28 protein-coding genes are annotated in these 21,912 nt (G+C 48.2%); 14 read left to right on the forward strand and 14 right to left on the reverse strand.

Annotated elements, in window-relative coordinates:
• Positions 1-2: 2 nt before the first annotated feature.
• The 3 genes from P401_RS0106530 to P401_RS0106540 form a co-directional block, all read right to left on the reverse strand.
• Complete coding sequence (locus P401_RS0106530; protein ID WP_029341763.1) at positions 3-971, reverse strand: LLM class flavin-dependent oxidoreductase; 969 nt, start codon at positions 969-971, stop codon at positions 3-5.
• A gap of 62 nt (positions 972-1,033) precedes the next feature.
• Complete coding sequence (locus P401_RS0106535; protein ID WP_029341764.1) at positions 1,034-1,723, reverse strand: ABC transporter ATP-binding protein; 690 nt, start codon at positions 1,721-1,723, stop codon at positions 1,034-1,036.
• A gap of 108 nt (positions 1,724-1,831) precedes the next feature.
• Entirely contained in the window at positions 1,832-2,224 is a 393-nt protein-coding gene (locus P401_RS0106540) for a hypothetical protein (protein ID WP_029341765.1), read from the reverse strand.
• A gap of 196 nt (positions 2,225-2,420) precedes the next feature.
• Here P401_RS0106540 and P401_RS0106545 point away from each other — a divergent pair, with 196 nt between their 5' ends.
• Complete coding sequence (locus P401_RS0106545) at positions 2,421-2,939, forward strand: DUF4256 domain-containing protein (RefSeq protein WP_029341766.1); 519 nt, start codon at positions 2,421-2,423, stop codon at positions 2,937-2,939.
• A 137-nt stretch (positions 2,940-3,076) separates the two neighbouring features.
• Positions 3,077-3,937, forward strand: a complete 861-nt coding sequence (locus P401_RS0106550; protein WP_029341767.1) for a sensor domain-containing diguanylate cyclase — start codon at positions 3,077-3,079, stop codon at positions 3,935-3,937.
• On the opposite strand, the gene P401_RS0106555 is transcribed toward P401_RS0106550, so the two are convergent.
• Positions 3,899-4,588 carry an alpha/beta fold hydrolase gene (locus P401_RS0106555; RefSeq protein ID WP_051656270.1) on the reverse strand — a complete coding sequence of 230 codons (690 nt, stop codon included), beginning with the start codon at positions 4,586-4,588 and terminating at the stop codon, positions 3,899-3,901. The two genes, P401_RS0106550 and P401_RS0106555, sit on opposite strands and share 39 nt — an antisense overlap.
• Positions 4,585-5,430 carry an alpha/beta fold hydrolase gene (locus P401_RS0106560; RefSeq protein WP_029341769.1) on the reverse strand — a complete coding sequence of 282 codons (846 nt, stop codon included), beginning with the start codon at positions 5,428-5,430 and terminating at the stop codon, positions 4,585-4,587. The genes P401_RS0106555 and P401_RS0106560 overlap by 4 nt, the downstream gene beginning before the upstream one ends.
• 27 nt (positions 5,431-5,457) lie before the next feature.
• Here P401_RS0106560 and P401_RS0106565 point away from each other — a divergent pair, with 27 nt between their 5' ends.
• Entirely contained in the window at positions 5,458-6,135 is a 678-nt protein-coding gene (locus P401_RS0106565) for an HAD family hydrolase (protein ID WP_081834716.1), read from the forward strand.
• Positions 6,132-6,512 (forward strand): GNAT family N-acetyltransferase, encoded by a 381-nt coding sequence (locus P401_RS0106570; RefSeq protein ID WP_029341771.1) that lies wholly within the window; start codon positions 6,132-6,134, stop codon positions 6,510-6,512. Before P401_RS0106565 ends, P401_RS0106570 begins: the two co-directional genes overlap by 4 nt.
• Here P401_RS0106570 and P401_RS0106575 read toward each other — a convergent pair.
• The 3 genes from P401_RS0106575 to P401_RS0106585 are packed head-to-tail and all read right to left on the reverse strand — an operon-like array spanning position 6,507 to position 7,905.
• On the reverse strand, positions 6,507-6,944 hold the full coding sequence (locus tag P401_RS0106575; RefSeq protein ID WP_029341772.1) for a GNAT family N-acetyltransferase: 438 nt from the start codon (positions 6,942-6,944) through the stop codon (positions 6,507-6,509). The two genes, P401_RS0106570 and P401_RS0106575, sit on opposite strands and share 6 nt — an antisense overlap.
• Positions 6,945-6,958: 14 nt before the next feature.
• Positions 6,959-7,414: a type 2 periplasmic-binding domain-containing protein gene (locus P401_RS0106580; protein ID WP_029341773.1), complete on the reverse strand. Its 456-nt coding sequence runs from the start codon at positions 7,412-7,414 to the stop codon at positions 6,959-6,961.
• Positions 7,411-7,905: a sigma-70 family RNA polymerase sigma factor gene (locus P401_RS0106585; protein ID WP_029341774.1), complete on the reverse strand. Its 495-nt coding sequence runs from the start codon at positions 7,903-7,905 to the stop codon at positions 7,411-7,413. The genes P401_RS0106580 and P401_RS0106585 overlap by 4 nt, the downstream gene beginning before the upstream one ends.
• Before the next feature lie 176 nt (positions 7,906-8,081).
• Here P401_RS0106585 and P401_RS18550 point away from each other — a divergent pair, with 176 nt between their 5' ends.
• Together P401_RS18550 and P401_RS0106595 are read left to right on the forward strand one after the other, a co-directional pair.
• Complete coding sequence (locus P401_RS18550) at positions 8,082-8,492, forward strand: TIR domain-containing protein (protein WP_034786003.1); 411 nt, start codon at positions 8,082-8,084, stop codon at positions 8,490-8,492.
• Positions 8,493-8,503: 11 nt separating this feature from the next.
• Positions 8,504-9,049, forward strand: a complete 546-nt coding sequence (locus P401_RS0106595; protein ID WP_029341776.1) for an ATP-binding protein — start codon at positions 8,504-8,506, stop codon at positions 9,047-9,049.
• Here the strand turns inward: P401_RS0106595 and P401_RS0106600 are convergent.
• Complete coding sequence (locus tag P401_RS0106600) at positions 9,007-9,363, reverse strand: potassium channel family protein (RefSeq protein WP_029341777.1); 357 nt, start codon at positions 9,361-9,363, stop codon at positions 9,007-9,009. The genes P401_RS0106595 and P401_RS0106600 overlap by 43 nt on opposite strands.
• Positions 9,364-9,501: 138 nt before the next feature.
• On the opposite strand from P401_RS0106600, the gene P401_RS0106605 reads away from it, so the two are divergent.
• The 4 genes from P401_RS0106605 to P401_RS0106620 all read left to right on the forward strand — a co-directional run bounded on the left by P401_RS0106605 (position 9,502) and on the right by P401_RS0106620 (position 12,131).
• Entirely contained in the window at positions 9,502-10,308 is an 807-nt protein-coding gene (locus P401_RS0106605) for a phosphotransferase (protein WP_029341778.1), read from the forward strand.
• Positions 10,309-10,346: 38 nt separating this feature from the next.
• Positions 10,347-10,778, forward strand: coding sequence for a hypothetical protein (locus tag P401_RS0106610; protein ID WP_152548183.1), 432 nt, complete (start codon positions 10,347-10,349; stop codon positions 10,776-10,778).
• Positions 10,779-10,976: 198 nt separating this feature from the next.
• Entirely contained in the window at positions 10,977-11,807 is an 831-nt protein-coding gene (locus P401_RS0106615) for a DUF2268 domain-containing putative Zn-dependent protease (RefSeq protein ID WP_236627086.1), read from the forward strand.
• Between the two features lie 9 nt (positions 11,808-11,816).
• On the forward strand, positions 11,817-12,131 hold the full coding sequence (locus P401_RS0106620; RefSeq protein ID WP_029341781.1) for a hypothetical protein: 315 nt from the start codon (positions 11,817-11,819) through the stop codon (positions 12,129-12,131).
• 91 nt (positions 12,132-12,222) lie between these two features.
• Here P401_RS0106620 and P401_RS0106625 read toward each other — a convergent pair whose 3' ends face one another.
• From P401_RS0106625 to P401_RS0106645, 5 genes are read right to left on the reverse strand one after another with little or no spacing between them, the layout of a single operon-like run.
• Positions 12,223-13,536 carry a HAMP domain-containing sensor histidine kinase gene (locus P401_RS0106625; protein WP_051656273.1) on the reverse strand — a complete coding sequence of 438 codons (1,314 nt, stop codon included), beginning with the start codon at positions 13,534-13,536 and terminating at the stop codon, positions 12,223-12,225.
• Positions 13,533-14,204, reverse strand: a complete 672-nt coding sequence (locus P401_RS0106630) for a response regulator transcription factor (protein ID WP_029341783.1) — start codon at positions 14,202-14,204, stop codon at positions 13,533-13,535. The genes P401_RS0106625 and P401_RS0106630 overlap by 4 nt, the downstream gene beginning before the upstream one ends.
• Positions 14,205-14,220: 16 nt before the next feature.
• Positions 14,221-15,366, reverse strand: a complete 1,146-nt coding sequence (locus P401_RS0106635; protein ID WP_029341784.1) for an ABC transporter permease — start codon at positions 15,364-15,366, stop codon at positions 14,221-14,223.
• Positions 15,363-16,040, reverse strand: coding sequence for an ABC transporter ATP-binding protein (locus P401_RS0106640; RefSeq protein ID WP_029341785.1), 678 nt, complete (start codon positions 16,038-16,040; stop codon positions 15,363-15,365). Before P401_RS0106640 ends, P401_RS0106635 begins: the two co-directional genes overlap by 4 nt.
• Positions 16,040-16,897 carry an efflux RND transporter periplasmic adaptor subunit gene (locus P401_RS0106645; RefSeq protein ID WP_029341786.1) on the reverse strand — a complete coding sequence of 286 codons (858 nt, stop codon included), beginning with the start codon at positions 16,895-16,897 and terminating at the stop codon, positions 16,040-16,042. The genes P401_RS0106640 and P401_RS0106645 overlap by 1 nt, the downstream gene beginning before the upstream one ends.
• A 168-nt stretch (positions 16,898-17,065) precedes the next feature.
• On the opposite strand from P401_RS0106645, the gene P401_RS0106650 reads away from it, so the two are divergent.
• From P401_RS0106650 to P401_RS0106665, 4 genes are read left to right on the forward strand one after another with little or no spacing between them, the layout of a single operon-like run.
• Positions 17,066-17,761 carry an ABC transporter ATP-binding protein gene (locus tag P401_RS0106650; protein WP_029341787.1) on the forward strand — a complete coding sequence of 232 codons (696 nt, stop codon included), beginning with the start codon at positions 17,066-17,068 and terminating at the stop codon, positions 17,759-17,761.
• 27 nt (positions 17,762-17,788) lie between these two features.
• Entirely contained in the window at positions 17,789-18,559 is a 771-nt protein-coding gene (locus P401_RS0106655; RefSeq protein WP_029341788.1) for a hypothetical protein, read from the forward strand.
• 19 nt (positions 18,560-18,578) lie between these two features.
• Entirely contained in the window at positions 18,579-21,224 is a 2,646-nt protein-coding gene (locus P401_RS0106660; RefSeq protein WP_029341789.1) for an ABC transporter permease, read from the forward strand.
• Between the two features lie 17 nt (positions 21,225-21,241).
• Positions 21,242-21,769 carry an HAD-IIIA family hydrolase gene (locus P401_RS0106665; RefSeq protein ID WP_029341790.1) on the forward strand — a complete coding sequence of 176 codons (528 nt, stop codon included), beginning with the start codon at positions 21,242-21,244 and terminating at the stop codon, positions 21,767-21,769.
• Positions 21,770-21,912 lie beyond the last annotated feature (143 nt).

Consider the following 21,912-nt stretch of genomic DNA (forward strand, 5'->3'; position numbering starts at 1 on the left):
GTTTAAAGTAGTCGTTCCGCGATGAGCTGGTACGATTGCAATCGCTTTTTTTGATCAAAGGCATTATTGATCAGTAAAAACTGATCCGTTTGATAACGCGTTGCTAAAGCCTTCAGTTCACGTTCGACGATGTCCGGTGTCCCAACGATCGCCCGCCGTCGATCTTTGCGAATCCGCTCCGTTTGTACGTCATTCCAGACCTTTGCTTCTGTCGTCGTAAACGACGGAACGATTGAATTCCCGAGTCGGACGCCTTGAATCCAGGCATCTTGTGTCCGAGCGAGACGCTCTGCTTCTTCTTGTGTCGGGGCACAGATGACGAAGACACAGACGATGACGTTCTTCCCGCCTGCTTCGCGATATGTCGAAAGCGTCTCTTCCCAACGATCCGGATTAATGAAGTGACCAAACACGAGACCACGGTCTTGTTCTGCTGCAATCCGCGCACTACGTGGCGACAGACCCAGGATTGAAATTGGCGACGGTTGTCGGTCACGCGGTGTCGTCTTGACGATCCGGTACGGGTGTCGATTCGATAGACTGTCTGTCAAGAAGCCCGCCGTTTCATTGACAAGTCGACTAAACTCAGTCGCTCGGTTTTCTTCTCCATCCGTCAACGCAAGTCGTGTCCGCTCACTCCCACCTGGCGAATTGCCGATTCCAAGTTCGATTCGCCCCGGATAAAACGCATCAAGTGTCGCAAAACTCTCGGCGACTTTCAGCGGATGATATTGCGGTAACAGTATCCCTCCTGATCCAAGCTTGATTGTCTCGGTCTGCGCACCCATTCGGGCGATGAACAGTTCCGGTGCCGCACTGAGCAACCCGTTCGTATTATGATGTTCTGCGAACCAGTACCGTTCATAACCGAGTCGCTCGGCTTCTAAGACGAGTCGTTCCGTCGCTTCCATCGTCGCTTCGACCGTATCGCCTTCATGTAACGGTACTTGATCGAGTATTCCAAGTCGCATCACACATTCCTCCTCTACCCTATTAGTGTAAAGGGTGATGGAAAGGAGTTCAAAAACGAGGCTCAGACACGAACGAGACGATCTTCGATGATGACGCCATCTCGCATCTCAATCGTCCGGTTCGCTCGTTCCGCAAGTGCCGGATCGTGGGTGACGAACAAGACGCCGCAGCCCTTCTCTTCGTTCAACGACCGTAAGAGATTGAAGATGATTTCCCCCGTATCCGTATCGAGGTTCCCTGTCGGCTCATCGGCAAGTAACCATTTCGGTTCATGGACAAGTGCGCGGGCAACAGCAACCCGTTGTTGTTGTCCACCAGAGAGTTGCGACGGCAAACTGCCCGTTTTATCGGCGAGACCCACTTGCGCGAGTAACTGCTCGGCGCGTTCTTTTTTATCGTATGGTACTTTTCGACCGAACAGTGGCGCCATGACATTCTCAAGCGCCGTCAGCGTCGGAATCAAATGAAACTGCTGGAAGATGAAGCCGATGTTTTCGAACCGGAAGTCGGATAATTCTTTGCTGTTTAATTTGTTGATCGGTTTCCCGTCATAGTGCAACTCCCCGCTCGTCGGACGATCGAGCGTTCCGATTAGACTGAGTAACGTCGACTTTCCAGAACCAGATGGTCCGATAATCGAGATAAAATCACCCGCTTCGAGTGTCACGTCGATATCTTGTAACGCATGTGTCTCGACACCGTCTCCTGAAAATGATTTCCCCATCTGTTTACATTGAAATGTGCCTTCCATATGTAACCCTCCATTTATTCGTGATAACGTACTATTCAAGAATTTATTGGGAATTCCTTCAAAATGAAAGGAAATAAAAAACAGTATTCTTGAGGAACAAGAATACTGTCAAGAAACACGTGGTTGAATGGAAACGAAATTTTTGCGATAGATGATCTCGTACGGTAAAACGAACAACAGACAGGCAAGAGCCGTGAACTGAATCATGCTGCCGATCGGTGGTAAGGGAGATAGCGAAGCTTCGTGCCACGCTTCATATAGACCGATGAATAGAAACAAGACGACGGCACTCGTCGTCACGTAAATGAGTAGACGAAGAGTTAACGGATAGTGGCGAACAATCCATAACATCGGTAAACCAAAGATAAAATAGGATAACGTCATCGCAAACGTTCCGAACTGATAGACGATTTCAAAATCGATCGTCGTCAAGAACGAATACGCCGTGAACGCTAAGAACGAAAGAATCGTCACGACAGCCGCATAACTGATCCAGCGCAAACGGTTGGCTCCTCTCCTAAATGTCATTCCTGTGCGCGCGATCGCGACAGAAACCGGATATGTACAATTAGTGTAGGCAGTCCGATTTCATTTGTCAATTGTCTTCAGATTGACTTATTCAGTCTCTGTACGATTGCATTGGAAGCGAATTCATTGAATAATGGAAAAAAGGAACTAGGAAAGTGAGGTTTTACCGATGGAGGAACCATTAACGATGTTTCGTGACCGCTTTGAAGCTACTTCTGACCTGCACGATGGTCCTTCGTATGACGAGGTCGAATCACGTCTGACGTCATCGAAACGAGCAGCACTTGCTTGGATGGAAGAGACGGGCGGCAAGCCGAACGTCTTAAAAATGGAAGGAAGATTCGTCATCATCGACACTGCCAAAGAAAGTCCCTCAGGTCGCCGAAGTGTCTGTTTGGATGAGTCCGCTCGACTCGGTCGAAAGAAAAATACGCCGGCAGCAAGTGTCGAGTCGATGATTGAGAAGCTAGAGGTGCACCTCTTAACACCAGAGCAGTATCAAGAATTGCAGACGCAGTTTTCGTTTGACGAAAAAACCTCCAGTTGGCTTGCGACACCGGACGCAATTCGTCATAAAGGCGGCGCCTTGTTCGGAGACCGTCGTTATGAGACAACGTTCATCTATCACAACGGGGCGGATTCCTATTATGCAAGCCGAGGATTTCGTGTCTTCATTGAGCTAGACTAATCAAAAAACACGCTACGATTGGAGTAGCGTGTTTTTTGTAAATTACAGGGAATAAAACCCAATTATGATATGATGGTCGATGAGTAGAGGAGGTGGACGTCATATTTGTATTGGGATTGATTGTAGGTGGTCTTCTAATGTTGATCAGTTTCCGGTTATTCCGCCAGCAACAGCCGGATACGATCGCATTGTGTAAAGATATCTTCTACGTGTTCGAAGTGCAGCCGGAATATCGGTTTCGTTATATCAGTCCTTCCCTCGATGACCATATGGGGAAAGGCGTGGCAGCAGCCAGCTACATGGATCCAGACGAGTGTTTCGCACGCATTCATCCGGAAGACGTCGAAGTCTTGATGTCGAAGATTTCGGGCGATTGTGACTACGAGCAGCCGTTTCGGCAACGCTGGCGGACGAATGACGAAACGTATGTCTGGTTCGAAGAATATGCGACGCCGATTCGCGAAAATGGACAGATCGTTGCCATTCAAGGTGTGATCCGCAACATTGACGAGCAGTTGAAATCACAACAGGCATTGCTCGATCAATACCGGATTGATTCCTTAACGCGGCTCGGTAATCGACACGCCTTCAACGAGGCTGTCCGCAAGCTCGATCAAGAGAAGACGTATGGGTTGATTCTGCTTGACTTGAATGAACTAAAAGAGCTCAACGACCGGTTCGGTCATGCGGTCGGTGATGCCTTGCTTGAACAAACAGGACTCTGCATCCGCCGCTTGACAGATCATGGCTACCGAATCGGTGGTGATGAATTCGTCTTGATCGACAGTAGTCCATCGATTGAGACGTTTGAAGCGTTCGTCGAACACGTCCGCTCGACGTTCGCGACGCACGAGATTGAACTTGCAATCGGCGCTGTTCATACGACAACAGGACGCCGTGTCGACGACGTCCTGCATGAGGCAGATGAGCAGATGTATCAAGAGAAGGTGAACGAACGCTTAAGTCGTCAGCATCGATTGGTGCGCCTGAAGCAGTAAGGCGTTGAAGCGTTCCGGTTGATCGAGATTCGCTGTATGCCCGGCTCCCTCGACCGGTAAGACGATGACGTTCGGCACGTGTGCCGCAACGAACGCGGTTGCGTCGACTTCGTAGTCCTCATTCGTCCCGTTTAGGATGACGACTGGAAGCGTGATCGACTGCAACATCGTTTCCGTCATTGTTGGGAAACGGAACGTCATCAAATCGAGGACTGCTCGTGCCGTCGTTTTCCAAGTCGGACCATGCAGTTTTTCGAACTGAAGCGCAATGTCCGGTGCATGCTGGTCGATGTTAAGAAAATAGTCCCGTTGCTCGTGCATCAACGGTTCCATCGCTTCCGGAATGAACGGTGAATAACCCGTCACGATAACACCTTCGAGTTCGTCAGGTGGCTCGAGTGCCAATTTCATCGCAAGCGTCGCCCCAAGCGACAAGCCGAGAATCCACCCTGGACCTTCCTGTGCCATCCGTTCACGGATGGCACGTGTTGCTTGTGATAAGTAATCCTCCGTTGCTGGCTCCGTCGTCATTCCGTGACCAGGCAGATCAATCGGAATAAATGTAAACTCATCCGCTAAAGCAGATAGCTGTGGTGCAAAGTGTGTCGTTGCCGTTCCCATTAATCCATGTAATACGTACATGCGTGTCATACAGTAAACTCCTTCGGTTGATGTAGTGTCAATATGGCTTCTGCAATGACGTCCGGACGATCATGATGCATCATGTGCGACGTTCCCGGAACGAACGTCACGTTCGCCTGATAAGATAGATTCGCCTGTCGTCGAATCAATTCCTGCCATTTTTCTTCCATCCGTTCCAGTTCATCTTTCGGAAAACCAGCAGCCAACATCGTCTCGATCGACTGCGCTTTGTCCCGTCCAAGAACCGTTAACGGGACACCGAGATCGCGCATGAGTGGTTGAAGATCTTTCGCATCAGCTTTCCACTGCGTGATGATCGCATGCATCGACCGGTAATATGCTGGGTTCCAATCCGTACGGTCATCCCCGTCCGGGAAACGGTCACGTAAATCAGTTGCTTTTGATAGTTCTTCGAACCGGTCGATCCAGACTGCGTCATCCCCTTCTTGATCGAGTGTCGGTGTATCGAGCTGATCGAGTTCTGCTAAGTCAACGGATGTCGCATCCACGAGGACGAGTCCAGCTACACGTTCCGGATATTGTAAGGCGAAAGCTTGCGCGACGAGTCCACCGTAAGAATGTCCGACGAGCGTGACCGGAGTCGTAATATTCGTCGCGTTCAGGAACTGTTCGATTTGCCGTAAGATGCCGGTCGTCCCGTTCATATAATCTTCCGACCACTCATGCGGATGGAAGGTGACGACCCGGTAGTCCGGCGTTAGTTTCGTCAAAATGTCTGACCAGTCCTGGTATGTCCCACCGAGGGATGGCAATAGTAACAACGGTCGACCTGTCGAACCGTCATCATAATACGTCACTTGTTTTCCCAGTACTTGAATACATCGTTCCATTATAATCACTCCTCTATACTTTGAAAGATGGTGTTTACCTTGATTCGTGCTTTATTGTTTGATTTAGACGAGACGTTACATGACCGGTCCAGTTCTCTCCCACATTTCCTTCGGGATCAGCATCAACGTTTTCGTGAAGTGTCGCATGTTCCGATCACCGACTACATCGCGACGTTCTTATTGCTTGATCAAGGCGGGCGGGTCTGGAAGGACGTCGTCTATGCCGAAATGATTCGTCGCTTCCAGTTGTCGCTTTCTGTTGAAATACTGCTACAGGACTACGTGACGCGTTACCCGATCTTCGCAAGGAGCTTTCCGGGAGTCGACGACTTTTTTGCGCAATTATCGTCCGAGCTACCCATCGGTTTACTGTCGAACGGTCGGACGACGTTCCAACGTGCCGTCTGTGACGCGATCGGACTGTCTCCCTCCTTTACACAGATCGGGATCTCGGAACAAGAAGGCGTCCGTAAACCGAATCCGGCATTTTTCTTGCAACTAACGGACCGTTTAGGTGTTCGCCCGGACGAAGTCCTTTATGTCGGCGACCATTACGACCACGACATCTTACCGGCACGCGCACTCGGTATGCAGACGATATGGAAGCGCACAGGCGATGTTCCGTTGACCGATACGCAATTTTCGGACTGGCGCCAGTTACCTGCTCCACTCCAAGACCTGATACGAAAGGAGAACCAGCCATGACTGAAAAGATCCGTCGTTTCCAACTTGACGATTTTGAGCAGATTCATCGATTGAACGCATTAGAAGGATGGCAGGATCTCATCGCTGATCAAGAGCGGACGCGCAACGCCTGGATGAATTCGAATGCGGCTTTCGTCCTTGAGTCTGACGGAAAAATCCTTGCCTATGTCCGCGCTTTGACGGACGGTTCGGTGACGACGTTCGTCTGTGAGCTCCTCGTCAGTCGCGGCGCACGCAAGCGTGGCTACGGACGAAAGTTACTCAATCATCTGAAGCACACTTATCCGACACGAATTGATTTACTGGCAACCCGTCAATCTGCTTCTTTTTACGAAGAGCAAGGTTTCCGCGTTTTCCATGGGTTCCGTCAATTATGATAAAGGCAATGATTTCGAATAACTCGTACTCGTCACGCCGTAGCCCATCGCTTGATAAAAGCGATGGGCTGCTTCGCGTTCCGGTCGATTGCCACTGTTCAGTAAGACGGCAGTTGCGCCTCTCGCTTTGGCCCAGTCTTCCGCTGCTTGGATCAAGCGGCGACCGATTCCCCGCCGACGATACGTCGCGTTGACGACGAAAGCCACGATTCGGACATAGGTCGTATCATGCTCGAACGCTTGCGCCTGAAACAGACCGACGCAACCGAGAAGGATCCTGTCTTCTTCTAGTACAAGCAAGTCATAATCCGAATGACGGGTGACCCGCGAAAATCGTTCGCGTAACTCGTTCTCGCTTGCCGGATAACCGAGTTGCGTCAGTAATCCGACCAATTGCGGTAGATCGTCTTCTGTCCAAGACCGGATGTTCATCTTTCTCTTCCTCCTTATCGTGTGGGTGACAAAATCATCACCCGTTCTCGACCTTCTTCCTCACCGACGACTAACACGTGCTCAGATACCGGATCATCCTTGATTTGATAGACGGTAAACGCGTCAAGGTTCGACGCAAAATCAGATGTGTCCTGTTCTAGTTGCGTATCGGTCAAGACATCATCCGTGACACCAAGTCGTTTCCCTTTCAATTGTTGCCAGTCTTGATCCGTGATTTTTTTGGCTACTGTGTAAAACTGTTCATCATAATACATGCCGACCCTCATCGATTGCGATGATTGTTCGGGAACGGTCTCTTGCAAGGAACTAAAGCCGATGATCGTCAGACCGGCAGCAAGGCAAACAGCTTGTACCGAGCGCCGGCACCGTTTTGCTTTACGGATGCCCTGAATTGTTCGTTGCCTGACGGATGACGGTACGTCGATCAAGAATTTTGGCTCGTGATTCATAGACTCATCCCCTTCTGTCGTCGTACTTTCTCGAGCGCGCGGTACAACGTACTTTTAACTGTACTAAGTGGCACGTTGAATGCTTGCGCAATCTCTTGCAGTGACAAATCTTCTTCATACCGGAAGTAGACGATCGAGCGCTCGGTCGGCTCGAGGACTTCTAGTAAATCGTCCAGGTACAATCGATCAACAAGACGCTCTTCAAACGACGTCGTTTGACTGGATTCGATCGCGAGCGGCTGAAACGACGCTCGATGTTGCTGGAAAGCGCAATTCATCGTGATGCGCGTCAACCATGTCTTAAAATACGCAGCATCCCGTAGACTCTTTCGCGCGCGCCATGCCCGGTACGCGACCTCTTGCACGTTCTCAAGCGCTGCCGCCTCCTCTTTCAGATAAATGAAGGAAATACGGTACACATAGTCTTCTTCTGCGAATAAAGCTGCTTCAAAAGCAGCGTCCGATAATGCTGGACCTGACTTTCGAAACACATCGGCATCCTCCTTTTTTGCAATCACTTCCCTATTAGATACGCGACACATTTTAGATACGCGACACATTTAAAAAGTTTCATTTTTTTCAATTTTTTCTTATAATTCCCTTTTCTTGAATGAATGAATTCGATAGGATGGGACACAGAGAGATAAAAAAGGAGGATGTACGGAGAATGAAACTCTATATCGCTTCTCGCTTTGACCACACGTTGACCGTTCGCTGGCTCCGCGATGAACTCCGCTTGCGTGGTCACGACTTAACATATGACTGGACGATGAATGATCGGGCAGAGGATCCTCAAGCACTTCGTCAAATCGGTCTTGCGGAGTTCGAAGCCGTGCAGCAAGCAGATGTCTTTGTCCTCGTGTTGCCGTCAGGAAAAAGTAGCCATGTCGAACTTGGAATTGCGCTCGCGACAAATCGCCCCATCTACTTATGTATGCCAGACGCGACCTACTTCACTGGACCGTTAGCGAGTACGTTTTATCATATTGGCCAAACGACTCCCTGCTTCGGGACGAAGGAAGAGTGGCTCGCGCAGATTCTTACCGATCGCTTACCGGAAGAACAACTGACATCATGAGGACCGTCCTGATGACGATCGGTCCGACTCATGCCGGGAAAACGACGTTCGCCCGACAGCTTGCTCAACGGCTACCAGCAAGCCTTGTCCTCGATCAGGATCTCCAAGCGCGTTTTTTGCTCGATCATTATCCGGAACTTGTCCCAACAGAAGGACCGAATCACGTCAAACATGACTTGACGGGATGGTTGATTAAACAAGCAGTCGCTTCTTCCCTCGAGACGATCATCTTATGTAATGCCAACGCCTTGCGCACCGGACGTCAGCAACTGTTAGATCAATTTCCCCGTTCGATGTTCCGCTCGATCCTCGTCTGGTTCGATTTACCTGAAACGACCATTACAGACCGACTAACCCATTCGACACGCGATGGACGGGAGATCCGTGGCAATGCGTCGTACCACGACATCTATCAACGACAACGGATTGAGCCGCCAGCTCCCCATGAGGCCGACCAAATCGTTCATCTTCGTTCGACGGAAGACGTCGAAGCATTCCTCGAACACATCACGAATCACTCGTTTGATTCTTTTTTTGGTGGTGTGTCGACACCATGATGTTGACGTAACGCACGGTTGAAGTTCGCAATCAAGGCACTGATCATGCCGATCCCAAGTAAGACATATCCCATCGAGAAAATCTTACCGAGCGGTGTCACGGGGTGTAGATCACCGTACCCGACCGTCGTCAACGTCATGACCGACAAATAGAGCGCATCGAGATACCCAAGTGACTCGACGCCATGATAAAAGAACATCCCGATCGCAAGTAAAAAGACGACGGACCCCATGACGGCTTGCTGTTCCTGTTGCTTAAAGAGGATTCGTAGCACGTGGTACATATTCTTAAATACGATGAAAAACGCCAGCATGAGAATCGACCTTCTTTCGGCTTTTTGATAGTCGATTCCCGTCTCGTGGCAAAGACAATCCGCTTCTTTTAAACGGATTCATAATGACGAGCCAATAGGTAAGCAATCACAAATGAAACAAAGAAAGTAGGAACGATGATGTCTGAAGAACAACGATTGACTGGCGGAAATGTCTCCACTGTCTATAAAAAAGGAAACTATGTCTATCGCTCACAAAAAGAGAACAGCAAAAACGTCCAACGGTTATTGCGCCACTTGGAAGTTAAACAGTTATCTGGTGTTCCCCGCTTTATCGGCATCGACGAACAAGGGCGAGAAATATTAACCTATCTTCCTGGGGAAACGGCAGATTATCCGCTAAAGGCATACATGTGGCAAGACGACGTGCTAGACGATGTCGCGCGTCTGATGCGCAAGTACCATGACGCGACGGTCGACTTTGACGTCTCACCGGACTGGGCACCGTTGCTCAATACCCCGAGTCCACACGAAGTCATGTGTCACAACGATTTTGCCGTTTACAATACAATTTTTGAGGATCAAAAACTGAGTGGCGTAATTGACTTTGATCTCGCGGCACCCGGTCCGCGTGCGTGGGATATCGTCTATGCGCTCTATACGTTCGTTCCGCTCAGCAGCAGACGGCAAGCACCTGACGGATTCGTTCTTGATTATTCACCAGAGCAAGATGACGCAAGCTTCTCCGAGCGGGTGAGTCGATTCCTTGATGCGTATGGTTATGAAGGACCGCGTTCCGAACTGCGATCCCTATTATTGTTGCGTGTCGAAGCCCTGTATCTGTTGATTGATCAAAGAGCTGCGGACGGCGATGCTGCCTTCATCAAGATGAAAGAAGAAGGTCACGATACACATTATCGTGCCGAATATCGTTTCATCGCGGAACATGGGGATAAGTGGTTCATCGATCAATCTTCGATAAAATAATGTTCGTCGACCTCGTTCATCACAAAGGAGTGACTTTTTTGAAGATTATTGATCTCGATTTTTTACTGACGACTGAAGAATATGATCTCGAACTGGATACGATGTCGTTAAAGGCAAACGACCATTATGCGATTGATTTCTATTTTTATGGAGCTGACGAAACATTCAAACTTTTGATTGACGATCCTTCGCGTGATTACTTTTTGATGCGTTTTGAAAAGTACGCTGTTTTTCTAGGGACATTGCAAGAGCATGGCATCATCGACGAGAAGCTTCGCAATCCATATCCAGTCGTGAAGTCAAAAGAATCGATATTTGGAGAGTTCGCTGCAAAGTATATGAAAACGAAGGAAATTTATACGGAACGGGGAGACTTGCACTTATTTGCCATCAGAACGCATGAACAGGATTTTTACATCTTGTCCTACAGCGATCCAATCATCATTGATCATATGGCGAAAGAGGATTGAACAGCAGATGGTTTTACATTATAAAAAGAGGAGGATGAACGTATCTTGAATAAATCACTGATAGTACTTTTAACCGCTCCCCTTCTGCTTTTATCCGCTTGTACAGAAGAGCAAAAGACAACACAGCCTACTACTAAAATGATGTCAAAGAGTACAAAAGTACAATCTGAATCTGTAAAAATTGATGACGAAAGTACATTGAACATTGTTTTTCTCTATGAACCATACAAAAAATATCTACAAGCGTCCTTAAAAACAAATGATCCTGAAGTAGATAAAAAGAATTATGCGAAATATGTCTTAAGCTATATCGACAAAATCGGGGAAAAGGAGCAGTTCGCGACAGCCGACTTAAAAGGTTCTCTGATGTTGCAATCAACCGTATACGAACAAGAGCTACTCGATAAAATCGAGAACTTGATGAAACAGCAGGACAACATTAAAAAAATCATCAAAAACAATTACATCGCTTCACATAAAATTCTTCCCAAAAAGAAAAGTACCATTATTGTCGCCCCCATTAATCCTGAATCCTCTCTCGATATCCAGCCGATGAAAGGTGTGACAGGAGCAGCCTATAAAGATGCTTTCATTCTTTACCTGGATCCAAACTACGCTCAAGACGTCTTAGCATATACGACGGCACACGAATATCATCACTTAGTCCTCATGGATACACCCGATTTTAGTTTAAATACGACTCTCAATTCCGTCATCGTCGAAGGAAAGGCAGATGCCTTTGCCGACCGAATCGTCGAAGACGTTTCCATTCCTTGGAATGTCGAGATGGATGAAGCAACAAAGAAACATGTCGTGCATCTCGTCAACAGCCATGAAGTATCACAACTCGACTTCGTTCTAGGTAACGAACAAAAAGAGATTCCTCGCTGGAGTAACTACATGTTAGGGCGTGATGTCCTCAATCATTATTTTGAGTCGCATCCCGACCAGTCCATCGCTGACTGGACCTATACGGATCAAACAGATATCTTAAAAGGATACAAGTATCAAAAGATTCTTGAGCAATGAGGTGCTTTCATGAAATACACATGTCCCGTCTGCGGATATGACCGAATGGACGACGTTGCTTATTATGAAAATGGTGACGCTTCGTTCGAACTTTGTTCTTGTTGCGGCTTTCAGTTCGGAGTAGACGATGATGTCGAAATCGAGGATGGTATCTTCTTATCAAGAAGTGAAGCACACGACTTGTATCGCTCGAACTGGCTCAAGGACGGTGCTAAAATCTTTAGTCCTCATGCCTTTAAAACCATGCAAGACGCGGGCGACTATTTGGAAAGAACAATTTTACAAAAACAATTACAAAGAATTCATATCACGCTAGACAACTAAGCTGAATTCAAATTGATGACGTAACCAAATGAAAAGGAGCGCCACACTTCACGATAACATCGTGTAAGTCTGCGCTCCTTTTCGTCTGACATCATTCACGCGTCTCGTGGACCATCAACGTAACGGTCACGATTGCGCCTTGCTCCGAATGATTCCTAATCGTTAACTCACCGTCATGTAAATCAATGATTCGTTTAACGATCGATAATCCAAGACCATGTCCTTCATTCGCTCGTGACTGTTCGCCCTGATAAAAGCGATCGAACACGTACGGTAAATCCTGTTCTGCGATTCCTGGTCCTTCATCGCGGATCGTGACGCGAATGTTTTTTCCTTCGCTTAAGGTCACTTCTAACACTCCCGATTCCGGCGAAAACCGAATCGCGTTCTCAAGCAGATTGAGCCAGACGTGCTGCATCAGTTCCTCTTCCCACTCGACGGACACTTCTGGTAAATCAAGCTCCAGTCGAAGTGATTTCTCCGTCCACTGTCGTTCCAGTAGTAAAAGACATGTCCGAAGTTGTTCATCAAGGCGATACCGTTTCCGCTCGATGATCGTCTGATGATCAAGCCGCGATAAGCGGACGAGATTTGACGTCAAGCGTGATAGACGGGTGCTCTCTTGCTCCATGATCGTCAAGTACTGCTGCCGTTTATCCGAGTTTTCTTCTGTCTGTAACAACCTAGAAAATCCTTGAATCGAAGCAATCGGTGTCTTCAGCTCATGCGAGATCGAGGCGACGAGATCTTTTGCGAGATGGTCGTTTCGTCGTAGTGCTTCGGTCATGTGGTTGAAGTTTTCAACGAGGAGTGCGACCTCATCATTTCCACCTTCCTTGATCGAGACATCATAGTTCCCGTTCGTCACTTCAATCGCCGCTTCACTGATGCTACGAATCCGTCGTGTCACGAGCGTGACGGCAAGCCAGGTCAGGATGAAGGCGACGCCGATCGTGATGACGATACCGATTCCAGCTGACGTTCGTAATCCGTCAAGGATGCGTTGTCCGGCAATCGGTGTCGAGACGAGATATCCTGTCTCCGTTTGGCGAATGTATTGCGACGGTTCGAGCCACGCCCCATCGATCGTAATTTCTCCTTTTTGCTGTAACTGGTTACGTTCTGACGCCGATAATGACTGTACTTGATTGAGCGACGTGTATTGTGTCGTTTGAATCAAAGACTGATCCATGTATTGACTCGCTTCAGCGAACGACAGGTTTTGGTCTTGCATCAATCGTTCAATCTGATCCGTTCGTTGTTGCAATTGATTATTCAGATCTTGATCGATTTCTTGGAACTGGAACCAGACCGTCATGATGAAAGGTAACAGCAGTGGTAGTAACAATAAACCGAATAGGATGACGAAAAAGCGACCGGAGATCGAGCGGATGAAGCGCTTCACTGGATCACTACTTTATAACCGAGTCCCCAGACCGTCTCGATCGTAAAATCATCATAAGTGCTGAACTTGTCACGCAACCGCTTGATGTGGACATCGACCGTCCGACTGTCGGTCTCGACATCATATCCCCAAATCTCGTCCATCAACTGCTGACGTGTAAAAATCTGCTTCGGATGTGCCAACAAGCGATAGAGCAGTTGAAACTCCTTCTGTGGTAACGGTATCTCACCATGAGGCGTTACGACCGTCGCGTCCGTCATCCGTAGTTGCAGGGCACCCACGATTAATTCTTGCGCTGCTACGATCTTTGACCGGCGTAACAACGCTCGGATCCGCAGTAACAGTTCGTCCAAATCAACCGGCTTGACCATATAATCATCGGCACCGGTCGTGAACCCGGCTTCCTTATCCTGAAAGGAATCCAGCACCGTCAACATCAAGACAGGTTGTTCGTATCCTGATTCACGCAGCAGCTCAACCAGTTCGATCCCTGAAACGTGCGGCATCATCACATCCGTCACGACGAGATCGACGTGTTGTTGATCCAGTTGGTCGAGTGCGTCTTTCCCGTCTCTCGATTCAATCACCGTAAAGCCGGCGGACCGGAGTGTCTCGCCTAATAGTAGACGGACATTCCGGTCATCTTCGGCAATCAAAATCGTTACCATCGTCCTCCTCCTTCACTTAAACATTTCGTAAGGCTTCAATCGGATTCAAACGGGATGCCTTTCGCGCCGGCATGTAACCGAACAAGACGCCGACACCGATCGAGAATCCGGCGGCAAGCAGAATCGTGCTCACGGAGAGTGTGAACGGTGTACTAATCATCAAACTGACGCCAAATGCGAGCATCGCTCCGACAAGAATCCCGATCAGCCCACCTATCAAGGACAGCAAGATCGATTCCAAGAGGAACTGAAGGCGGATCGTACGTGGTTTCGCACCGAGTGCTTTTCGTAAGCCAATCTCCGTCGTCCGTTCCGTGACCGAGACGAGCATCATGTTCATGATGCCGATTCCGCCGACGATCAAGGAAATCGACGCAATACCCGTCAACAGGAGCGAGAGCATCGTATTGATTTGGTCAATCGAATCGAGTGCTTCATCCAAGCTGACGACGTCATACGTATCGTCGCGTCCGTTATAGAACTGATACAGCTTTGCCGAGACATCCCGTTTGACGGTCGCGACGTCTGCTGCGTCCGTCTTGAAGATATCCACTTGCTTAACGGCTGTCACCCCAAGCGTCCGCAATGCCGTCGTATAGGGAATGACGATTTGATCGCCATCTGCGTTACTGACACCGACGATCCGGTAATCGAGTCCATCGAGCTTGATCGTCTCCCCAATCGCGACCTGACCCGGATAGAGCGTCCGGGCGACGGACGGACTGACGACGGCGACATGCGACTGTTGTTTCACATCACTGATGACGATACCACGTCCTTGCGGGACATCTTCTGATTCCCGGTAATAGATGTGGTTTCGTCCTTCGATCGTCACCTGGTCGAGCGTGTGATTTTCGAAACGGACGTCCCGAACCGTCGAAACGGTCGGTGAGACACCGCGTGTTCCTTTAATCGTGTTTAACTCTTCCAGTTGTGCAGGTGATAATCCTTCTTTCAACGGCGTCTCTGTCGTTTGGACCGTTAATTTATTGGCACCGAACGACGCGACCTCTTCATTGATTGAGGCCGTCGCGCCGTTGACGATTGAAATCAAGGCGATGATCGACGCGACACCGATGATGACACCAAGCGTCGTCAAGAACGACCGCATCTTATGATGCCAGATATTCGACCATGCCATCCGTAACGTTTCGCGAATCATGTCGTCACCTCCGTCACCTGACCATCCTCGATCCGGATAATCCGGCGGGCTTGCTTAGCAATATTGACATCGTGTGTAATCATGATGATCGTCTTCCCTTCCTCCGAGAGGCTCTCGAACAACTCCATGATTTGTTTCCCTGTCTTTTGATCGAGCGCTCCGGTCGGCTCATCGGCGAGTAAGATCGTCGGTCGCGTCACGAGCGCCCGTGCGATCGCAACCCGTTGTTGTTGACCACCGGACAGTTGACTCGGTAAGGCATCGGCTTTATCTGTCAATCCGACACGTTCCAAGATTTCAAGCGAGCGCGCGCGGCGCTCTTTGCGCGAGACGCCGGCATAGATGAGCGGTAATTCAACGTTTTGTAAGACGCTCATGCGCGGCAGCAACTGGAACTGTTGAAAGATGAAGCCAATCTCTTCATTGCGAATCGTCGCTAGCTGATCCTCGGATAGATCGTGGACGAGCTGCTCCTGCAAGCGATAGACGCCGTTTGAAGCGACATCGAGGCATCCGATGATATTCATCAGCGTTGATTTTCCTGAACCCGAAGGTCCGAGGATCGTCACATATTCACCAGCCTCGATCGTCAGCGATACTCGATTGAGGACGATGTGACGATTGGTTCCATCGCCGTAAGTTTTTTGGATTTCTTGCAAGTCAACGACCGGCATCAGGACGCACCTCCTGGTGGAGTCGGAAGAAGACCAGAACCACCGTCATCACTCGGCAGGAAGACTTCGTCTCCGGCAGACAATCCGTCCTTGATTTCAATATCTTGTCCGTCCGTCACGCCCGTCTCGATGTATTGACGAGTCGTTTCCCCGTCTTTTTTCACATACACATACGGACGATCCGACTTCGAATACGAAATGACATCGAGCGATAAGACAGGTACATCTTGTGCGAGTTGATACGGTAAACGTCCCTCGACCGTCATGCCGGGTAACCAGTTTGAAGAGCTCGGTACCGACACTTTTGCATTGAAATACGTACTCCCATTTTCCGTCACAGCTTCCGGACTAATCGATTCGACCTTTCCTTTGATGGTCTTATCAGATGCATCCGTCTGTAGTTCAATCGTATCTTCAACTTCAATCCGTTCGATATCTTGTTCATCAATTTTCAGACGAGCGATCAACGCTTTGTTGTCTGCAACAACGAAAAGGACGGTATTCGGGGCATACGCTTCGCCTTCCGTGACGTCAAGACGAACGAGTTGTCCGGAGCGTGGTGCCTTGAAATCTTCTCCTCCTTCGACGCTGATGATCGTTTGACCCGACTTGACGGTATCCCCTTCTTCAAATCGAACGTCAGTGACACGGACATCACGATCACTGATGACCGTCTGTCGATCTTTCGCTTCAAGCGTGCCTGAGAAGTAGAAGAATGTTTGTAATGTTTTCGACTCGACGACCTCCTTCGTTTCTTGTGCCTCTCCTCGTCCTAAAAAGAGCGTGGAACCGATTAATAGGAGTACCAGGATGACCCCTCCACTGATCCATAACCATTTCTTGCGTGTTCGTTTCATGTTAAATGCCTCCCTTGATTGGTATTAATCCGATCATAAGGAGAAGTTATGAACCAACTATGAATAAATGTTAAAAAAGTGGTTGGATCAGAAATAAAAACGCAATAGACAAAATTTTCTAAAAATAATACACTGAACATAACCAAATTATGTAAAAGGAGTGGTCATATGGATATTACCTTTCAAGATATTTCGCATACATTCGAACGAAGCGGTGTCCGGACCGATGTCTTGCATCAACTAAACGGTCAGTTTTCGCATAGTGAGGTAACGGCACTCGTCGGTCCATCCGGGTCTGGAAAATCAACGTTCCTGAGTCTCCTTGGTTCGCTTGATCGCCCGACGTCCGGGCAGATTCTTTATGACGGGCAGGATATCACGTCTTGGAAGAACAAACGGTTATCGCAATTCCGCTCGCAAGAGATCGGCTTCATCTTCCAGCAGTTTCACTTATTACCGGCACTGACGGTATCTGAGAACTTAAAGGTCGCCTTGTTAAAGCAAAAGACATCCTTCAATCAAGAGGAGCGGATTCTCGAGTTACTCGAACGGGTTGGACTCGACGACAAACGGAATGCTTTACCTGCTCAATTATCCGGTGGTCAACAACAACGGGTCGCGATCGCCCGTGCCCTGCTTCATCATCCACAATGGATTCTTGCGGACGAACCAACCGGTAATCTCGATTCCGTGACCGGTGATGCAATTTTTGAGTTGTTACTAGAGCTCCATCGTGAAGCCAAGTGTGGCGTTTTATTTGTCACACACGATTTGGAACTCGCGGAACGTGCTGACCGGATTCTCTTCATGCAGGATGGTCGGATCGTCGAAGACCGCCGAAAGCGCACGGTGCAAAGTGTCTAAGTTTCATTCTCTTAGGAGGTGTTCGCGTTGCAAACGTTTCGCAGCAAACTGATTGTGAGCTTCATCGGCTCAATTGTCGTTTTTCTGTTGCTATCGGTATCGACGCAGTCCGCGTATGAAACGTTTCAGAATGCGGACTTCTCGGAACAGGAGACGACGATCGTTCGGGGATGTAATCATAACGACTTATCCAATTTATTCTTCACAAAAAACAGTTGTAATTTCGATGACAAAATTGATGAAAAAGAAGACGGCGTCTATCTGGGAACGTCCGATGAAAAAAGTAAAAATACGGGAGGAACGCCACGCGGTCGAAAAGTAAAGGATCTTCCTCCATTTTCTGTTTTGAATGTTGTAGAAGGCACATCCTCCTCCAATAAACTTCTATTCTTCACCGCTGTACTTGTACTCGTTGCTTTCGTAGCATACCGGATTCTTCGTCGTCAGCGACGTTCATCACAATCACGAGAATTTGAAAGTGAAGCAAACCATTGGGTCCAACCATCTCCTGAAAGTTATGTCCAACAAATAAATCTTCAATCGGTGCTTACTCCGCCTGAAGAATCATTGCGTCTGATGCTATTTGATTTTAATCAACGCTTACCACGTGCCCTCAGACGGCGAAGCCATGAATCATTGACAGACTGGACAGAGCGCATTCATCTGGTGACGCCACTCTCCCCTTATTTCGTCACTCGCTACGCGGCGCAAGCAGAAATAGAAGCACTCGATGCACAAGCGATTCACCATTTTGAACAAGATCTTACGCGTTATTTAAAGACGCAGCTCTCCCAATAACATACAAAGGAGACTACATATGCTTCGTTTCGTCATCAATCACTGGCGTCGGCAGCGCGGAAAATTCATCCTGACGCTCGTCGGTGCGCTCATCATTAGTGCTGGACTCAGTTTGATGTTCAACCTCACCGACTCCAGTAAAGGGACGGTCGAACAAACATTACAAAAGAAATGGTCGTCTGCGTACGACATCGTCGTACGACCGAAGGCAAGTCAGCTTGCAAGTGAGTCGAATGATTTACTTGAACCGAACTATTTGAATGGAATCGATGGTGGAATTTCCTTCAAACAATACGAAACCATCAAGAAAATGCAGGACATTGAAATTGCTGCACCCGTCGCCGTGATGGGTTATGTCAAACTTGGCTTACGCGTTGATGAGCAATGGGACGTTCCCAATAAACCTGGCTTTTACCGTTTGAGAGAAACGCTGACATCACCTAATGGTTTCGGGAAAAAAATCCTAAGCGACGAAGCCGTTTATAGTTTCAATGGCAATAAAAACGCACGTATTGCTGATATACCAGGAGTCTTTACAACTAAGTCTACGTCGCGAATCATCTATCCTCGAACATTCAGCTTGCTTGTAGCAATTGATCCTGAAGCTGAAGCCAAGTTAGTGGCTCTTGACCGTAGCATCATTCCTTCAAAAGGAAATAGTCGCTATTTTACTAAAAATGATAAAGCTACCGAAAAAGCGAATTCAAATACCATTCCCATTCTTTTAAATCCAAATTCATTTAATCAAGGGACTTTTCAGTATTCAATCGAACGACTAGATGTTCCATTCGATACACAAAAACAACAAAATACATTTTTTTCAAAGATTCCAAAGGATTTTACACCTGCGTTTGAGATGTTGAATGAGATTCCAAGTAAAACAATCAAAAAATTTAAGATCTCTTCAAAAGATGTTGAGCAAAAATTTTTTAGCACTTTAACGAATACTCCAACCAAAAATACTCAATCATCACGATTAGATGATGCAACGATTTCTGATTACTTACAACTCGAAATCACGACTGGACCGCTAACGTACCAATCTGAAAAAAGTCCGTTTGCCGCGCGTTGGTCAAATGCCTACCAAGTTGAGAGTCAGAAAATTCAAGTCACGAATCCATTTTTAAAGGATACGAACGCTTTACCTAAAACCGGATATCGTTCCACGCATTCGTTAGAAAAAAAAGTAAAAGACACTATGGGTAGCGGGAATGATATTTATTATTCTCCCGGCTTTTCAATGAATGTCATCGGACTTTATGATCCTAACAAAATTCGTGTATCAAAAGATCCACTTAACGAGTTACCGATGGAGACATATCGCCCTTCTTCAGCTGATCTGGTCTTAGATGCAAATAGAAAACCAATCAATCCAGCTAAATCTATCAATACTTCAGGCGACCCAGTCGGATTACTGACTAACTCACCGAATATGTTGACGACTCTAGACAGTGCACAGCAATATCGAGGCAACAAATCGATCTCATCGATTCGTCTAAAAATCAAAGGTGGCGAAACACTCAACGAAAAGTCAGATCAGCTCTTACAACAAATCAAAGCAACCATCGAGAGAGATCCTGCTCTTGTCGCTACGATCACTAAGGGCTCTTCCCCGCAACCCGTCGTCACGAAAGTCGTCGAACAAGGCAAAACACTCGGTTGGATCGAACAACCATGGGTTCATATCGGTGCTGCGATGACGATTTTCCGCGAGACGAGCGTCGGGTTCTCCGGTGTCATCTTCGCAATGCTCGCCGTCGCCATCGTCTATGTCCTCGCGACGAGTTATGTTTCGATGCTCGCGCGCAGAAAAGAATTCGCTGTTTTACTCGCACTCGGCTGGCGGACGAAGGACCTCTACAAAATCGTCTTGATCGAGGCAGCGATCCTCGCTGGATTCGTCTCTACGGTTGCCTTAATTGTCGAAGGGACCTTCTCGTATGTCCGTAACGAAGCGATGAACGGCTGGAGTCTTCTTTGGATCGCGCTGTTCAGTCTCGTCATTTACCTGGCTGGTGCGACGTGGTCAGCGTGGACGATTCGTCGCATCTCACCGTACGAAGCGATTAAGACCGGTGAATACGCGAAAGCAGCTCGTGTCGGACTGAAGCTTCGTTCGACCGCGACACTCGCACTAAAAGAACTAATCGGGAAATGGAAGCGGAACAGTTTGTCGGTCCTCTCGATTGCTCTACCGACGGCGCTCTTGACGTTCTTCCTGTTCGTGACGTTCCATTTACAGGGTGTTCTTTACACTTCGTGGCTCGGTCAGTTCGTTGCCCTGCAAGTCGGACCAATGCATTACGTGACGATGGGTGTTGCGATCACGATCGCTATCTTAACGACTGGTGAGATCATGTGGCAAAACGTCACCGATCGTAGGGCATCGCTCGCCGTCCTAAAAGCACTCGGCTGGACGAACGGCGCAATCCGACAGTTGATTGTCCTTGAAGGCTTCCTCGTCGGTCTCATCTCCGGAGTCATTGGACTGATTGTCGCCTACTCGACGATTTACGTTCTATACGATCTTGTTCCCTGGAATGAGCCGTTGTTGATTGGCGTATCGCTCGCCCTACCGATTCTGTTCGGTGTCATTGCAGCCTTCATCCCAGCACAACTGGCAGCACGTGTTCAACCGTATCAAGAACTCAAAGATGCTTCGTAAACTAAGGAGTTGTAAACATGAATTTTATTCAAGTAATATTTCTTGACCGAGACGGGACGATTGGTGGAGATGCCACCGTCCACTACCCTGGAACGTTTACGTTATTTCCTTACGTTCCTTCGCTAATCGAACGCTTACGCAATCAAGGGGTTCTACTGATTGCGTTTACGAATCAACCCGGTATCTCAAAAGGATTCGCGCGTGAAAAGGATTTCCGGACAGAATTAAAGAACTTCGGCTTTGATGACGTGCTGATTTGTCCGCATGCAGCGGAAGATCGCTGCACTTGTCGCAAACCATCACCAAATTTATTATGGCAAGCACAAACAAAACACAATCTCCGACTCGAGCAATGTGTCGTCATCGGGGACCGCTGGAGTGATATGGTGGCAGCTGCGCATGCCGGGTGTATCAAAATCTTAGTCCGAACCGGTGCCGGAGAGTGCTCGATTCGTGATTACGCTGATCGGGTGGAACAAGCAAACGTTGACTACATTGCCGACGACTTGACGGACGCGATCGCTTGGCTCGATACGCAAAACTGAACAAACGAAAAGGCGCGACTTCCATTGTGGAAGTCGCGCCTTTTTTATTTCTTCGAACGTTTCGGCTGAGAAGATGCGTAGACACTAACCGCTAACACAAATAAGATTGCAAACCATGTCCAAAATGACATGTCATCGCCTCC

Source organism: Exiguobacterium acetylicum DSM 20416 (assembly GCF_000702605.1).
GTDB lineage: Bacteria > Bacillota > Bacilli > Exiguobacteriales > Exiguobacteriaceae > Exiguobacterium_A > Exiguobacterium_A acetylicum.